Raw genomic sequence first — 15,175 nt, 5'->3', positions numbered from 1 at the left:
TTAAATATTCTTCTGCTTAACCTGATCAATCAGGTATTCACTGGTGCGCATGGAACTGGCAAGAATCGTCCAGGTCACGTTTTTGTCGCCCTGCGACGGGAAAGGAGCCGCATCGACCACAAACAGGTTTTTCACATCGTGCGCCTGCTGGTATTTATTCAGCACCGACGTTTTAGGGTCGTTCCCCATCCGGGCCGTGCCGACCTCGTGGATGATCTGCCCCGGTGCTGCCAGCCCGTAGTTGTTAGCCGCGTTGGGTTTATCGCCCAGGGCAATCCCACCCATCGAATGAATAATCTCCTCGAAGGTTTCCTGCATGTGCTTGGCCTGTTTCACTTCGTAGTCCGACCATTTGTAGTTGAACCGCAACACCGGAATACCGTATTTGTCGACCACGTTCGGATCTATTTCGCAGTAGTTACTTTCGAGTGGCACTGGTTCGCCCCGTCCCGCCATGCCGACGTAGGCTCCGTAGAATCGGCGGTAATCATCTTTCAGACTGGCACCATAGCCGCCACCCGGCTTCATTTTACCATCCCGGCCGGGAATCATCCCGTTCATGGCTTCGATACCCCAGCCAAATCCGTAGGCGGGCATACCCATACCACCCCAGTATTCGATATGGTAACCCCGGGGGAAATCCAATTTCTTATTGTCGAGCCACCAGGGTGTAAACACGTGCATGCCGCCAACGCCATCTTCATTGTAGCGTTTGCGATCCATCAGCGCCGGGATAAAGGCCGACCGGCTGGCACCCGTCGAGTCATTGATGTATTTACCGACCACGTTGCTGGAGTTAGCCAGCCCCGTCGAAAAACGGCTCGATTTTGAGTTGAGGAGCAGCCGCGCCGTTTCGCCCGCACTGGCCGCCAGAATAACCGACTTTGCCTTTACGGTAACTTCCTGCAACGTTTGGGTATCGACATAGCTAACCCCCGTTGCCAGGCCGGTAGCCGGATCGGTGAGCACTTCCCGAACCATGGCCCCGTTGATGAGGGTCACGTTCCCCGTTTTCAGGGCGGGCTTCACCAGTACCGAGGACGACGAGAAATCGGCATACGCCTGACATCCCCGACCGCACTGGCTACAGTAAAAACAGGCACCCCGTTCGTTGTTGACGGGTTTGGTCAGGATGGACAAACGCGATGGAATAACCGGAATACCAATGCTGCGCGCTCCTTTCCGAATCATGAGTTCGTGTAACCGCGGTTTGGGCGCGGGCAGAAAGATACCATCTGGCTCCGACGGCATGTTTTCGACAGAACCGAAAACCCCGATCATCCGGTCGATCCGGTCGTAAAACGGTTTGATATCATCATACCCAATCGGCCAGTCCTCTCCCACACCGGTCATGCTTTTACGCCGGAAATCATCGGGTGCAAACCGAAGGGAGATACGCCCCCAGTGGTTGGTACGGCCACCCAGCATTCGGGAGCGGAACCACTGAAAATCAGACCCTTTGGCGTTTGTATACGGCTCGCCTTCAATGTCCCAGCCACCCCAGGCCGCATCAAAATCACCAAACGCGCGGGTAGTTCCCGCACCCCGACGGGGCGATTCCCAGGGCCATTTCAGTTGGGTAATGTATTTGGGGTCGGCCGGATCAAAATAGCCACCGGCTTCCAGCAAAACAACTTTGGCACCGGCTTTTGCCAGTGTATAGGCCGCCATACCGCCCCCAGCCCCTGAGCCCACAATGGCTACGTCATATTGAACGGGTGCTTTTTGAATCTGAAATGGATCCATGTACTAAGTAAAGATTAATTGATTAGACCGGAAAGTAACCCAACGATTGAGTAATAAGCAAAATTTTTTAAAAACTACCCCTCCATTAGAAGAAGCAGGAAAGTGCATATACTTACCTGTTTTGCGTATAAATCAGTCAAATAAATACCAGTCGACCCCAAAGGCGAAGCCCCGGCGCATTTGCAGGTAATCGGGAGCAACGAAATAACCGGGCGTAATCAGGCCCTGATTTGCATGAGTAAGTTTGATAAACAGCCGTGTCCGGTTGATCCGAAGGTTAGCGTACAGGTCGGCTAGCACATACCCTTCTACCTGCTGCCGATCCTGAAGATGATACTGCTGAGTGAGCGGCATGTAGGCATCGGCATAATAAGGCGACTTGTAGTGTAAATCGACCCCGGTCTGAATATAGAGTACCTTGGCATACAGAAATTCATACTGAATGCGGGTATTCATAAAAAACGGCGGCATTCGAATAACGTCGGGGCCTTCCTTGGCGGTATAATACGCCTGGCCGGATATCAGAAACTTCCCGATTTGCAGGTGATAGCCCAGCCCCGGCCGAACAATACTGATGGGCGATTTCTCCTGCTGGACATACCCGGCGGTATCGAAATAGACATAATTCTTCACCAGGTAATAATCCAGACTTGGTTCCAGACGCAGGTTTTTGATGCGCACGTTTAATTTCCCATACGCATATAGGTAATTGCGCTTGGATAACGGCGTCAGCCCGCGCGCGGCATCCGGCCATATGTATACTTTGCTCTGAAAGCGTTCCTGCAAAAGCGTGGGTTCGACGTTCAGGTAGGAGCCGCCCGCCGTCAGAAATTTACTTTCGACCTGCCCCTGAACGCGGTAACTTCCTCCGGCGCCCAGCTCGGTTTCCGCTGTTAATCGCGACAGACTATCCGGGAAATAATACCCCAGCCAGCCCCCTACAAAGGTCTCGATCCGGTTTGTTCCGTACTGATTATAATTGGTGCGTGAGGTGTTGTAGAGCATGGACTGGGCATAATTCCGAATCCGCAGGTAAGCCCGGTAATTGAACGAGGCTCCTTTATATTGAGCAATTCCTTTAATACCGAACTGATTTTCGAACAACCGGAACCGGGCATGTTGCTCCAGCCGCGAGGTGTCTCCTAAAACGGTGGGATAAAACCGCCGAACCTGGTTAGAATCTATCAAATTGACATCCGTCAGGTTCAACCGGAGCGTATCGTCCCGGTAGAAATTCTTCTGCGTCTGGTAATCGAATTTATGGTAAAGCTGGAAGCCCTTATCCAGAATATACTGATGATACACGTGCCAGTTGTTCCGAATCTCCCAGCCGTGTGGTCCCTGGGTCGTGGTGGTTCCGCTGCGCAGGCGGGCATCGCCGGTGTAGTTAAACGGAATCGGTTCACCGCTGGCGGTCTGCCCCGGCAGTACACCTCCCTGTTCATCGACGCTGTGGTTCATGTTGATGAAATTAGCCAGCAGCGTGTATTTATCGTTTTTTGAGCGGTAGTTGGTGTGAAGCTGTACGCCCCAGTTCTGAGCCAGCAATTTATACGGGTCATTGTTACCACTCGTCCCGAATTGTTTTTGAGCCGTAAACCGCTGTATGTCAAACCCTACGTTCCAGCGGGGCGAAATATTCTGGGCCATGTCGAAGCGCAAAATATTCTGATTGTTGCCGCCCAGGGCAATGTACATGTCGGTGAAAGGCGATTTCGTATCGAAATACTTGACGTCCTGGCTCTGGTAGGCATAGGGCGAGAAGACGTAATAGCCCGATTGCGCACCCAGTTGCTGAGGGACCTGCAGAAAAACCGGCCGCATGGCAGTGCCCAGTTCGCCTAAATCCTGGTACATATTTTTACTCCGCTGGACGTACGTAAACCGATGCACTTCGTCCATCGTCGTATCGAGGGTGTACAGTTTCCGGCGGTTGTTGAAAATATCGTCTTCTAGGACATAGCGGGTCGATTTAGGCCCATAAATGACCTTCGTCGAATCATCGATCCCATTCGTACCGGTTGTCGAGGTAGGCATTGCCTGCCGGCCACCAAAGCCACCGGGTATATTACCGGTACCCGTACTACCCGGAAATTGCTGCGCCCAGGCGGTGAGCGATACACTTAAACTAATAACCAGGGCAACTAAACTCCGCTTCATCAGGTCAAAAGTACGTTAAAACAGCGGACACCGATTCGTTTCTGTCGCGCCGTTAACGATTTTTAAGGCGAGACTGGTCTAAAAACGCCATGAACCTGGCTTCCTGTCCGGGCAGAAACCGTACCGCAACCGGCAGGTAGTACAACGGCAATGTGGCTCGCTCCTGATCGGTCAGCAACGCATCGAGTTTTACCCAGTCTTTCTCGGTGGTCAGCAGGGCCGTTTGGGGAGGCAGGCGGTCCAGCAGGGTATCGAAGTCAGGTCGGCTGTAAGCATGGTGGTCGGAAAATGGAACATGACGAACCAACCGGTAGGTTTGCCGGACGTACTGTTCCAGCGGGCTGGCATTGGCCAATCCTGATACCAACAAAACATCACCGAGACGGGATACGGCTTGCCTTGTCGCGAACGATACGGGTAGATCATACTGCAGACCAGCGAAAAATATTGGTACGTCCGGCCGGGTATACGGGCGAATCTTTGCCGATATACGCTGTTGCTCGGTCGCAAATAAATCAGTAGGGCATTTGGTCACCACAACAGCATCGGCCCGGCGGGCTCCATTTCGCCCTTCGCGCAGACGGCCCGCCGGAAAGGGGTAATCAGCATAAAAGGGTCGATTATAGTCCATGAGCAGGATATTCAGGTGCGGCTGAACAGCCCGATGCTGGTAGGCATCGTCCAGCAGAACCTGTTTTGTCTCAGGCTCAAGCGCCATAATGGCCTGAATGGCATCCGCCCGGCGCTCGCCGACATATACCCGAATGGCAGGCGAAAATTTACGGTAAAGCTGCAGGGGTTCATCCCCGATTGTCGACGCGGTATCGGTCTCATTGGCTAGGCGGAACCCGGTTGTTTGGCGACCATAACCCCGGCTCAGGGTAGCCGTCGCTCCCGATCGATTGGGTTGCCGGGAAACAGACCGTTTAATCAAAAATTCAATCATAGGTGTTTTTCCGGTACCCCCAACCGTCAAATTCCCTACACTGATTGTGTAAACAGAAGGGCAAAATGAGACCAATAAGTGACTGTTAAATAGCCAATTACGAATAGCCATGACGAGCCCATATACTCCACTAAATGGCAAGAGTAGCCACTTACCCACTAAACGCTTCATTAATAATTTCGTAATATTGCCAGCTTGAGCAGTCAAAATTAGTACTTTTAGGACTGGGAAATCCCGTCCTCACCGTTTAGTACAATGAGTTTAAAAGCCGACTACCTGAAATACACGTTGCATTTTCGCTTCGAAGCGGGTACGTCACGCGGCACCCTTACGGAAAAAACGTCTTACATAATCCGGATTTGTGATGACGATAACCCGGCGGTCATTGGCTACGGTGAGTGTGGCCCGCTAAAAGGGCTAAGTTTTGATGACCGACCCGACTTTGAGGAAAAACTCGATCAATATTGTGCCGAGTTTACGGAAATGGACCTTCAGCTCTTTAGTTGGAACATCCCGATCATCCTCAATCAGCTTATCAGCCCGGCTTTCCCCAGCATTATCTTTGGCTTTGAAACCGCCATGCTCGATTTCTTATCGGGAGGTAGTCGCCTGATCCGGGCGTCTGATTTCAGTGCTGGTCAGCGAATGCTTCCTATCAATGGACTCATCTGGATGGGTAACCAGTCGTTCATGCGCAAGCAGATCGAAGAGAAACTCCAGGCGGGTTACACGACCCTGAAGCTTAAAATTGGCGCGATCGACTTCGAACAGGAGTGTGAGCTGCTGGCCATGATCCGCAGCCGCTTTCCAGCGGATCAGATTACCCTTCGGGTAGATGCCAACGGGGCGTTTCAGCCGGCCGACGCGATGGCGAAACTCGAACGGCTGGCGGCCTTTGATCTGCATTCGATCGAGCAGCCGATCCGGGCCGGGCAGCCGGATCTGATGGCGGATCTTTGCCTCCACTCGCCCCTGCCCATCGCGCTGGATGAGGAACTGATCGGCCAGATGGAGTATGTGCATAAATTCCGCCTGCTGAAAAAAATCCAGCCGCAGTATATTATTCTCAAACCAACCCTTTTGGGTGGGTTACGCCATTGCGATGAGTGGATCGAACTAGCCGGGCGGCTCAATATTGGCTGGTGGCTGACCTCAGCCCTGGAATCAAATATCGGCCTGAACGCCATTGCACAGTACACGGCCCAGTTTAAACACCTGTTGCCGCAAGGTCTGGGCACGGGCCAGCTCTATCACAACAATGTGGATAGCCCACTGGTTGTCGAACAGGGTCAGCTCCACTACGACCCGGCCCGGTCCTGGAACCTCAGTCCGCTTTTGGTTGATGCTTCTCACTAACTCCGTCCTGACTCATTGAATTTACCAGCTGATCATATCCGCCTGTTGTTTGGCCTGAAACTTCGCCAGCTTAGACTGGATAAAGGGCTGTCGGTGAGCGAACTGGCTCAACAATCAGGGCTGTCGATTTCGTACGTCACGGAGATCGAGAAGGGCCGTAAATACCCCAAAGCGGATAAAATTTCGGCGCTGGCCAACGCCATGCAGGTCGACTACGATACCCTGGTTTCGCTGAAGCTGAGCAAGAAGTTAGAACCTATTTCAGATCTTCTCCGCTCCAAATTCCTAACCGAAATCCCGCTCGAACTTTTCGGCATCGACCCGTCCGATCTGCTCGAACTACTGGCCGAAGCGCCCGCTAAAGTCAGTGCCATGATCCGAACGTTCATGGACATTGCCCTTAGTTATAACATGAGCGTTGAGCGGTTATACCTGACCATGCTGCGGTCGTATCAGGAAATGCATGACAATTATTTCCCGGATATTGAAGCCGACGCGGATCGTTTTCTGGCTGAATTTGCGCCGATGCCTGATCAGCCCGTTACTGAAGCCTTACTGATCAACCTGCTCAAAACGCGGTATGCCACTCGGATTGAGTATTTTGATCCCCTCAGCCAACCGGAACTGGTATCGTTGCGATCGGTGTATCGGCCCGAACAACACACCCTTCACCTCAACGCTGGCTTAACGGCCGAACAACGCTCGTTTATTCTGTCGCGGGAGGTCGGGTTTCAGTTTATGGCCCTCAAGAACCGCCCCTACAGCTATTCCTGGGTCGAAGCGGAGTCGTTTGAGCAGATACTGAACAACTACAAAGCGTCTTATTTTGCCGGGGCCATCCTGATTCGGCGGGCGGCTCTGGTTGCGAAATTAACGGACCTGTTTGCCCGCACCACCTGGAGCAATGACGACTTCCTGAAGCTCATTGGGGAGTTTAGGGCTACCCCCGAACAGTTCTTCTACCGGTTGAGTAATGTGTTGCCCAGTGCCTTTGGCATTGATCAGTTGTTTTTCTACCGATTTAATCACACACCCGGCCAAAGCACATTCCAGTTGACCAAAGAAATGCATTTATCACGGCAGCAGGGCCCCCGGGGCATTGTCGACGAGCATTTCTGCCGACGCTGGATTGCCTGGACGATTTTGCAGGAGCTTCAGTTTCTGCAACAGAATAAAGGCTTTAACGGCACCCTTTGCCGGGCCCAGATTTCCGAATATGCCGATTCGGGGCAGCAATACCTGATTATTTCGGTCGCGCATCCGTTTCAGGCCGTTGGTCACCAAAACATCAGCGTGTCGATGTGTTTTGCGGTCAATGACGCCCTTAAGAGTAAAATGAACTTTCTCCCGGCCACGCCAGGCGCCAGCCTGAATCCAGCTAGTGAAGTCTCGTTTCGGGTCGTAAACCAGGCCTGTGAACGCTGCGGCATTTTCGATTGCCGGGAACGGGTGGCGCCACCCACCGTCCTCCAAAAGAAACGGCAGTTCGCGGCCATGAAAACAGCCATAGAGGCCTTACGCTGACCGTTTCAACGGCGAAGCCACCCGTAAACACAGAATGGTTCTGGCAGAATGGCCTACATTCGCCATGCCTTGGTTAAACTGAGTGGACTAAAGGTCTTATTTTTAGGCCTTTAGGAATCTAACATCAAACGCACCCGACGCGTGCTTACCTTTTAGGGTCACCTTATACTCCGCTCCCTTCTGATTAACCAGGTGAACAGCATTTTCCTCCGAGAAGTCAATTGTCTTGTTGACGATGAACGCTGAAGTTGACCGTATAGAAGCCTTTAATTCACCATCCGTTTCTTTAAATCGGTAAGCCAGATAGGTATCGTTATTGGGCACATGCATTACAAAGACTTGTTTACCGGTTAGTTCTTTGAACTCGGCCTGAGCAACCTGAGCGTTGGATGTTCCCTGCCAGTTTTTGGTATAAGCGCACGAACTAAAAAAAGAGCCGATAACAAGGTATAAAATGAGACGGGTCATTATGAAGGTGTTTTACGTTGACTGAACAGGGCGTCTGCTTAGTAACCAGTAGATGAATTACTACCGCTTCTGGTTGCATCAGGCAGCTACAATTTATGCTCTTGTCAGAAGAAACACCCCATGAGGTAGCCGATAACGGAACTGGCTTCGATGAGAAATACCTGGACCGCTTCAGGAAGCCACGCAAGCGATCAGGAATTTGGTCGTTCGTGTTTCCAGGCGTGACGCATTGACCACCCCCTATAAACTAACCGTGGTTATACCGCTCCGGTTAATTCCATTCGTGGTTTGATTTGTACCGCGGCACATGACCAGCGTCCAGTTGGCCTGGACTTCCAATTAATTCCCTGGTACTGATCTACATATACCTTTTAATAATATCCTCATAGGGGCAATAACCGTTAAATAAGCCGAACAAGAACGGTGTTACTTTTTTTCCATCCTTCGATAATCCTTTCCGATAGGCCTAAAAAATTCTATTCAGTCTTTATAAAACCTTATTGGAAACGAAAATGTATGGTCAGGACTGCATTAGAATTTATCCAGGAAGAATTGGATGCCTTTTTGGCTGAACGGGATCCTGACAATTATAGCGCAGGAAATATTTCTGAAGTTGTGTCATTAATTCGCCCGGATGGAAGTCCAGGGTTTAATGACACAAACCACATTGCGATTGTGCTGGCCGGCATTGAAGAAGAACAAATCGACTCAAAATACCTGCGGCACCGACCGGCAGAAAACAATCAGTTCGTTGAATTGCAGCCGCCCGTTAGTTTAAATCTATATGTCCTTTTTGTGGCCCATAAACCCTTTTATCTATCGGCTCTGCGCGACGTATCGAATGTCATTGGCTTTTTTCAGGAGAACCCAGTTTTCGACCAGGCTCATTACCCGAATTTAAACACCCGGGTGACTGACCCACTCAACAAAAGCTGGCAACTGGTTGATCGGTTGACCATGCGCTTACACAACCTGACGTTTGAGCAACAAAATAATCTATGGGCCTCACTGGGCACGAAGCAAATGCCTAGTGTAGTCTATAAAATGCGCCTGTTAACTATTTTCTCAACACGCAGCAAACAAAACGCGGTACCGATTACCACAATTAGCGGAGACAGCCATGTTTAAAAGCACGTATCTGACGCTATTCAGCCTAGTCGTTGAAAACACGTATTATGCCAATCAGACCGGTATGACCAATGGCGAAGCCGCTGATTTCAACTGGTTGCCTGCACCAGGTACCGTTGAGATGCTGAAACGATATGGGTTGCTCTTTCGGCCGACGGCAACCGGCTTTCTAGTGCTTGCCGATATACGAAAAAATGAGGCCGGCAACCGGACAACCCAACTCCCGAATGGCGTTAAACTCCTGTTTGTTATGCGTTTACAAAACTCAGCCCTCCCTGCCCTAACGGATTTGCCCACCAACACCGACGTTCGTATGCCGTTGTTCTTTTTTACCAATCAGCACATACACGCCGAAGCGGAAGTAAACCGGGGCAACTTGCCAATTACCAAAGCACTGGCTGTCAAGCCCGACGATCAGCTACAAACCGCTGACCAGCGAACGGCCTTATTGAATCAGCTTGGTGCACTGGCCAACGACCCCGTTTTCGGTGCTGTCGAGCTCGTGCTGGACCCTACGCAGCCAGCTATCTATCGTATTACGGAGGCTGACCATACGCTATCCATGGAGCGGCCTGTGTTTAAAATACCATTTCAGCACCGAAAAAGTCGCTGGCGATACGACATAAACCTGAGTCGATCCGACGTAGCCATAGACGAGTTGAGCGGGCAGAATCTACCCAGTTTCTCTCGACAGAACCTCGCCACAAACCGCGTCCGGTTTGTGGGCGATGCGGTGGCTGATATACTGGAAAAACCCGACCCGAAACCAACAGTAACGCTTGCTTACAGGGTTAATGTTGTGGACGATCTTCCTCTTTCGGGCACGGCTCTGGAGCGGATTCTCCCCTACCCTACGCCCGAATCAGTAAGCTCGGAAATTGATTCGGCAACCCAGGCCCTGACCGTGTATTCAACTGTATCCATAACTATTTAAACAACCAGGCAGACCCAATGGCAACATACCGTTCACCGGGAGTCTATGTGGAAGAAATTCCCGTTTTTCCTCCCTCCGTCGCCGAAGTAGAAACGGCTATACCGGCGTTTATCGGCTATACCGAAAAAGCGAAAGATACGCTGGGAGAGGACCTAACCAACGTCGCTTTCAGAATCAACGGATTCAGCGAATTTGAGCAATATTATGGTAAATCGCCCAGCGAAGACCCGGCTGCTTTTTCGATTAAAATCAACGAATATAAGCAAGGCACCGAACCCATACGATACGTAATCGATGTCGATAAAGTGGCGGCTACGATCAGTAAAAATATTTTACATCAGTGTATGAAATTGTACTTCGCCAACGGCGGAGGCCCCTGCTATATCGTATCGGTCGGGAAGGCAACGAATACCATCACGAGTGCTGAATTAATAGCCGGCATCGACGTGGTAGCCAGCGAAGACGTGCCCACACTACTGGTTGTGCCCGAAGCCGTTAGCCTTAACGGTGGCCAGTTTATGCTGGTGGCCGAAGCCGCCGTGAAGCAGGCCCATGATCTGCAGGACCGCTTCGTGATACTGGACGTACCGAGTACGACTATCCCGAAAAATTCGGCAAACATCAAAACGGATGTCGATAAGATCCGCGCCATTTCGCTGGATAAAGAATTCCGTCGGTACGCGGCTGCGTATTACCCGGATGTAGAAACATCGTATACCTACAACGACAATGCAGATTTCGTTACGAATAAATTTAAGACGATTAAAATAACGAATCATTTTGTATCGGTCGATGGGGCTGCCGCCACGGATACCGGCGCCTTTAAGGGGACTACGGTCGATGCCGTAAAAACCGCCAATGAGGTACTTTACAATCGCATTAAGGATGTGTTTGAACAACATCATCTGGTGTTGCCTCCCTCGGCGGCCATCGCCGGCATCTACGCCCGCGTCGACGAATCCAGAGGAGTCTGGAAAGCCCCGGCCAACGTAGGGCTTGCCAACGTGGTAAAAGCCGTGATCACCATCTCCCGCATCGACCAGGACACCCTGAACATCGATGACGTAGCGGGCAAATCCATCAATGCCATTATCAATATGCCAGGCTATGGTACCCAGGTTTTTGGCGCCCGTACCCTCGACGGCAACGACAAAGAATGGCGCTACATCAACGTCCGGCGGTTTGTAAGTGTCGTAGAAGAATCCATTAAGAAGTCCATCAACTGGGCCGTCTTCGAGCCGAACACCGCGCCAACCTGGGTACGGGTTCAGGCCATGATCGAAAGCTACCTATTTCTGAAATGGCGCGATGGTGCCCTGGCCGGAGCCAAACCCGAACAGGCCTATCAGGTGCAGGTGGGTTTGAACAAAACCATGACGCCCGACGACGTACTGGAGGGCCTGATGATTGTCGAGATTAAGCTGGCGGTAGCTCGTCCGGCTGAGTTTATCGTGCTCCGAATCATGCAAAAAGCGCAGGAATCTTAATCCATATTTGTTACACACATGGCAAAATATCACATTCCCGTTTTCCATTTCAGCGTGTCCTGGGGTGGAACCAACGTTGGCTTCTCTGAGGTAAGTGGCCTTACACAGGAAATACAGGCCATCGAATACCGCGACGGTATGATGGGGCCAACCACACTCCCCCTGAAGCGACCCGGCCTGCGAAAATCGGGCAACATAACGCTCAAACGGGGCCTGCTAACGGCTGACAACGACTTTTTTATGTGGTTCAATAACAATGGTACGCCCAACGTCGAACGTCGGGATCTGACCATTATGCTGTTGAATGACGAGAGCCAGCCGGTTTTTGTGTGGACTATTGCGCAGGCATGGCCCGTCAAATGCGAAGGACCCAGCCTGAAAGCAACGGGCAACGACATTGCCATCGAATCGGTTGAACTAGCCCACGAAGGCATCACCCTCCGACCCGCCTGATTATGCCCAGTTACCATCCGCCCGCAGCGTTCTCCTTCAAAGTGGACTTTCTGGATGTGCCCGGTGCCGGTGGCGATACTGAGCAGCGGTTTCAGGAAGTAAGCGGCCTATCGGTCGAGATTACGACCGATGAACTAAACGAGGGGGGCGAAAATGGATTTACCTATAAACTTCCCAAGCGGGCAAAATACCCAAACCTGGTGCTCAAACGGGGAATGCTCCCCAACAGTGCGTTGCGGCAGTGGCTGCAGGATGCCATGAGCACGTATTTTATTGCGCTGGATTTTTCGTTCAAACCGAGCGATATCCTTATTACGCTTCAGAATGAATCGGGCGATCCACTGGCTGTCTGGAAAGTGATGCAGGCCTACCCCGTTAAGTGGAACACCTCTGATTTTAAAGCGGCCGACAACGCACTGGTTGTCGAGACGATTGAACTGGCTTACCAGTTTTTTGAGCGACAACAATAACCTCTAACCAAACCCAGTATGCCCGTACAGATTAACGAACTCGTTGTGCGAACCGTCGTTCAGGCCACGCCCAGCACCGGCGTAACTGAGATCGATTGCCCACCCGGTAGTGGCGGGCTGGATTCGGTATCGGAGATTGTGGAGAAAGTGCTGGAAATCCTTCGTGAAAAACAGGAACGCTGATGGACACACTAAAACTGCCTTTCAATCTCAAAATTATTCCGGTAAGCCCGCAGGGCATCCCGATGGGTGTGCCGTTTCTGGCCATGTTCAATCCGGAAAGCGTAGCCATTAAAGAAGACGTTGAGTATAACCCGCACTGCACAACCGGCGAAACCGGCAGCGATCCGGCCTTCGTACGGATTAAAGCCCGAACGTTTACCCTGGAGCTAACCATCGACGGAACGGGCGTCAATACCAACGGGGTAAAAATTCCGATTCCGGTACAAATTGCCCTGTTTAGAGCGGCCACAACCGAACTGAAGGGCATTATTCACCGACCAGCCTACCTGCTTGTGCAGTACGGAACCTTCATCGTCCGCTGCATCCTGAATTCCTCAACCGTTACCTACACCATGTTCGACAAATTTGGCCTGCCCATTCGGGCCAAGATCAGCGCCAGTTTTACTGAAGTCGTCGACAATGTGTTCAGCAAGATCGTCGGTATGCTATCATCCCCCGACCTGACCCACGTTCGGGCGGTGAAGGAGGGCGACAGTCTGCCGTTGCTGGTTCACCAGATTTACCAGGATCAACGCTATTACTTACAGGTAGCCAGGGTTAACCGCCTGAAGAATTTTCGCCGGTTAACCGCCGGTACGACGCTCTTTTTCCCCCCAATTGCTGACCAATGAGCCTTCTGGACAATCTGCCACCGGGAACCTCAGCGCCTACGAGCGTGATCACACGAAAACTATTCGTAGACGGCGTTATTGTGCCCGATACCATCGGACGGATCAACCACATTCTGGTCAACAAAACGTTTAATAAACTGGCCCACGCAAGGGTATCCCTGCAGGATGGTGACGCAGCCAGTCGTGATTTTCTGGTGAGTAATCAGGCGCTGTTTAAACCAGGTAATACCCTGAAAATTCAACTGGGCTACGATGGCGACGTAACCACGGTGTTTGAGGGAATCATTATCAGGCACGCGGTAAAAGCCCGTTCAGGAGGGGCGTCGCAGTTAGTGATCGAAGCCAAAAACAAAGCTATCAAGCTAACCGGGGCGCGAAAAAATACTTACTATCCCGACAAGACCGACAGCCAGATTTGGGAGACTATTGCCCGGAGCGCCGGATTGACGCCCCAGGCAGACCCCACCACGCTTGTGCACAAACAGATGCTACAGTACGACTGCACGGACTGGGATTTCCTGATTTCACGGGCGGAGATGAACGGAATGCTCGTCCTGACGGATGATACTACCTTAGTCATTAAAAAACCCTCAACGATGGGCGGGGGCGCCCCAGTTGTGGCGACTTACGGCGAAAACATCATTGAATTCGAAGCTGAAATGGACGCCCATCGGCAGTTAAAAGACGTAAAGGGGCAATCCTGGAATTCAGTATCGCAGTCGCTGGAAACCGTAGAAGGGCAGGTTAACCTACCCCAAAGCGGGAATCTGTCGGCGGAGTCCTTGGGCAACGTCATCGGGGCCGATGTGACCCTTCATCACCCCGGCAATTTAGACAGCGACCAACTACGTGACTGGGCCAACGCCTATGCGATGAAAACCCAGCTTTCCAGGGCGAGTGGCCGGGTGCGCATCCGGGGTAATGCGGCCCTCAAACCAGGCCAGCTGTTACGGCTGATGGGCGTGGGCGACCGATTTAACGGAACCGTTTATATCACGGGAATTCTACACCAATATTCGGGCGGCTGGGAAACCGACGTGCAGTTTGGCTGGGCCGATAGCTGGTTTTATCAGAAAGAGAATGTGATGGATAAACCAGCCGCCGGTCTGCTGCCGGGTGTGAGTGGCCTACAGATTGGCAAGGTTGTGTCTGTGCAGGACCCCGAACAGAAGTACCGAATCAAGGTACACCTGACGCGCATCAGCTCGTCCAGCGAAGGCGTTTGGGCGCGGGTCGCCACGCTGAACGCCGGTACGGATCACGGTGTGGTGTTCCGTCCACAAACCGGCGATGAAGTAGTGCTTGGCTTTTTAAACGACGACCCCCGCAATCCGGTCATTCTGGGTTATTTCCACAACAAAGACTCGCAAAAAGCCTCCCTCTTCGAGAGCGATCCCAAGGTATATGGGCTGCTGACGAAAGAGGGGCTACAGGTTATTCTGGACGATAGCAAGAAGCAGCTAAAACTACGGGTTCCGGCGGCATCCGGCGAAAAAACGTTTACGTTGAACGATGGAGGAGCCTGCGAATTGAACGATAATTTCGGCAATTCGATCAAACTGGACGCATCGGGCATCACCATACAGGCCGGTGCTGGGAAGAACATCACCATCAAAGGAACGAGAATAGACCTTAACCCACCCGGCTAA

The 15,175-nt window shown here is 51.8% G+C and carries 15 protein-coding genes; 11 read left to right on the top strand and 4 right to left on the bottom strand.

The genetic code is table 11. The features are described from left to right. The 3 genes from SD10_RS12250 to lpxK form a co-directional block, all read right to left on the bottom strand. Entirely contained in the window at window positions 1–1,746 is a 1,746-nt protein-coding gene (locus tag SD10_RS12250) for a GMC family oxidoreductase (protein WP_046574051.1), read from the bottom strand. A 132-nt stretch (window positions 1,747–1,878) separates the two neighbouring features. Then, window positions 1,879–3,906, bottom strand: coding sequence for a putative porin (locus SD10_RS12245; protein ID WP_046574050.1), 2,028 nt, complete (start codon window positions 3,904–3,906; stop codon window positions 1,879–1,881). 52 nt (window positions 3,907–3,958) lie between these two features. Beyond that, a complete protein-coding gene (gene lpxK, locus SD10_RS12240; protein ID WP_316933142.1) occupies window positions 3,959–4,963 on the bottom strand; it encodes a tetraacyldisaccharide 4'-kinase in 1,005 nt (334 codons plus the stop codon). A 144-nt stretch (window positions 4,964–5,107) separates the two neighbouring features. On the opposite strand from lpxK, the gene SD10_RS12235 reads away from it, so the two are divergent. Together SD10_RS12235 and SD10_RS12230 are read left to right on the top strand one after the other, a co-directional pair. Then, window positions 5,108–6,208 carry an o-succinylbenzoate synthase gene (locus SD10_RS12235; protein ID WP_046574048.1) on the top strand — a complete coding sequence of 367 codons (1,101 nt, stop codon included), beginning with the start codon at window positions 5,108–5,110 and terminating at the stop codon, window positions 6,206–6,208. Window positions 6,209–6,223: 15 nt separating this feature from the next. Further along, entirely contained in the window at window positions 6,224–7,732 is a 1,509-nt protein-coding gene (locus SD10_RS12230) for a helix-turn-helix domain-containing protein (protein ID WP_046574047.1), read from the top strand. Between the two features lie 102 nt (window positions 7,733–7,834). On the opposite strand, the gene SD10_RS12225 is transcribed toward SD10_RS12230, so the two are convergent. Further along, complete coding sequence (locus SD10_RS12225; protein WP_046574046.1) at window positions 7,835–8,200, bottom strand: hypothetical protein; 366 nt, start codon at window positions 8,198–8,200, stop codon at window positions 7,835–7,837. Window positions 8,201–8,295: 95 nt separating this feature from the next. On the opposite strand from SD10_RS12225, the gene SD10_RS29665 reads away from it, so the two are divergent. The 9 genes from SD10_RS29665 (at window position 8,296) to vgrG (ending at window position 15,175) form a co-directional block, all read left to right on the top strand. Further along, the gene (locus SD10_RS29665) at window positions 8,296–8,433 is read left to right on the top strand and encodes a hypothetical protein (protein ID WP_158500565.1); all 138 of its coding nucleotides are present in this window, start codon (window positions 8,296–8,298) and stop codon (window positions 8,431–8,433) included. Between the two features lie 283 nt (window positions 8,434–8,716). Continuing rightward, window positions 8,717–9,328, top strand: a complete 612-nt coding sequence (locus SD10_RS12220; protein WP_046574045.1) for a DUF4255 domain-containing protein — start codon at window positions 8,717–8,719, stop codon at window positions 9,326–9,328. Then, window positions 9,321–10,262 (top strand): hypothetical protein, encoded by a 942-nt coding sequence (locus tag SD10_RS12215; protein ID WP_046574044.1) that lies wholly within the window; start codon window positions 9,321–9,323, stop codon window positions 10,260–10,262. Before SD10_RS12220 ends, SD10_RS12215 begins: the two co-directional genes overlap by 8 nt. A 17-nt stretch (window positions 10,263–10,279) precedes the next feature. Further along, window positions 10,280–11,749 (top strand): phage tail sheath family protein, encoded by a 1,470-nt coding sequence (locus SD10_RS12210; RefSeq protein WP_046574043.1) that lies wholly within the window; start codon window positions 10,280–10,282, stop codon window positions 11,747–11,749. Between the two features lie 18 nt (window positions 11,750–11,767). After that, window positions 11,768–12,202, top strand: a complete 435-nt coding sequence (locus SD10_RS12205) for a phage tail protein (RefSeq protein WP_046574042.1) — start codon at window positions 11,768–11,770, stop codon at window positions 12,200–12,202. A 2-nt stretch (window positions 12,203–12,204) separates the two neighbouring features. Next, complete coding sequence (locus tag SD10_RS12200) at window positions 12,205–12,672, top strand: phage tail protein (RefSeq protein WP_046574041.1); 468 nt, start codon at window positions 12,205–12,207, stop codon at window positions 12,670–12,672. An 18-nt stretch (window positions 12,673–12,690) separates the two neighbouring features. Continuing rightward, complete coding sequence (locus tag SD10_RS29660; protein ID WP_158500564.1) at window positions 12,691–12,855, top strand: DUF5908 family protein; 165 nt, start codon at window positions 12,691–12,693, stop codon at window positions 12,853–12,855. Beyond that, window positions 12,855–13,526 carry a CIS tube protein gene (locus SD10_RS12195; protein ID WP_052731172.1) on the top strand — a complete coding sequence of 224 codons (672 nt, stop codon included), beginning with the start codon at window positions 12,855–12,857 and terminating at the stop codon, window positions 13,524–13,526. The genes SD10_RS29660 and SD10_RS12195 overlap by 1 nt, the downstream gene beginning before the upstream one ends. After that, window positions 13,523–15,175, top strand: a complete 1,653-nt coding sequence (gene vgrG, locus SD10_RS12190) for a type VI secretion system tip protein VgrG (RefSeq protein WP_052731171.1) — start codon at window positions 13,523–13,525, stop codon at window positions 15,173–15,175. Before SD10_RS12195 ends, vgrG begins: the two co-directional genes overlap by 4 nt.

It is taken from the genome of Spirosoma radiotolerans, assembly GCF_000974425.1.
Lineage (GTDB): Bacteria > Bacteroidota > Bacteroidia > Cytophagales > Spirosomataceae > Spirosoma > Spirosoma radiotolerans.
Note: the sequence above shows the minus strand (reverse complement) of the source record. Positions and strands in the feature narration are given on the sequence as shown.

Excerpts from the sequence above, each read along its gene's own strand:
- SD10_RS12245 (WP_046574050.1), bottom strand. The coding sequence starts at position 3,906 with ATGAAGCGGAGTTTAGTTGCCCTGGTTATTAGTTTAAGTGTATCGCTC.
- SD10_RS12225 (WP_046574046.1), bottom strand. The coding sequence starts at position 8,200 with ATGACCCGTCTCATTTTATACCTTGTTATCGGCTCTTTTTTTAGTTCG.
- SD10_RS12205 (WP_046574042.1), top strand. The coding sequence starts at position 11,768 with ATGGCAAAATATCACATTCCCGTTTTCCATTTCAGCGTGTCCTGGGGT.
- SD10_RS12195 (WP_052731172.1), top strand. The coding sequence starts at position 12,855 with ATGGACACACTAAAACTGCCTTTCAATCTCAAAATTATTCCGGTAAGC.
- vgrG (WP_052731171.1), top strand. The coding sequence starts at position 13,523 with ATGAGCCTTCTGGACAATCTGCCACCGGGAACCTCAGCGCCTACGAGC.
- SD10_RS12200 (WP_046574041.1), top strand. The coding sequence starts at position 12,205 with ATGCCCAGTTACCATCCGCCCGCAGCGTTCTCCTTCAAAGTGGACTTT.
- SD10_RS29665 (WP_158500565.1), top strand. The coding sequence starts at position 8,296 with ATGCTCTTGTCAGAAGAAACACCCCATGAGGTAGCCGATAACGGAACT.
- SD10_RS12235 (WP_046574048.1), top strand. The coding sequence starts at position 5,108 with ATGAGTTTAAAAGCCGACTACCTGAAATACACGTTGCATTTTCGCTTC.
- SD10_RS12250 (WP_046574051.1), bottom strand. The coding sequence starts at position 1,746 with ATGGATCCATTTCAGATTCAAAAAGCACCCGTTCAATATGACGTAGCC.
- lpxK (WP_316933142.1), bottom strand. The coding sequence starts at position 4,963 with ATGGCTATTCGTAATTGGCTATTTAACAGTCACTTATTGGTCTCATTT.
- SD10_RS12210 (WP_046574043.1), top strand. The coding sequence starts at position 10,280 with ATGGCAACATACCGTTCACCGGGAGTCTATGTGGAAGAAATTCCCGTT.
- SD10_RS29660 (WP_158500564.1), top strand. The coding sequence starts at position 12,691 with ATGCCCGTACAGATTAACGAACTCGTTGTGCGAACCGTCGTTCAGGCC.
- SD10_RS12220 (WP_046574045.1), top strand. The coding sequence starts at position 8,717 with ATGGTCAGGACTGCATTAGAATTTATCCAGGAAGAATTGGATGCCTTT.
- SD10_RS12215 (WP_046574044.1), top strand. The coding sequence starts at position 9,321 with ATGTTTAAAAGCACGTATCTGACGCTATTCAGCCTAGTCGTTGAAAAC.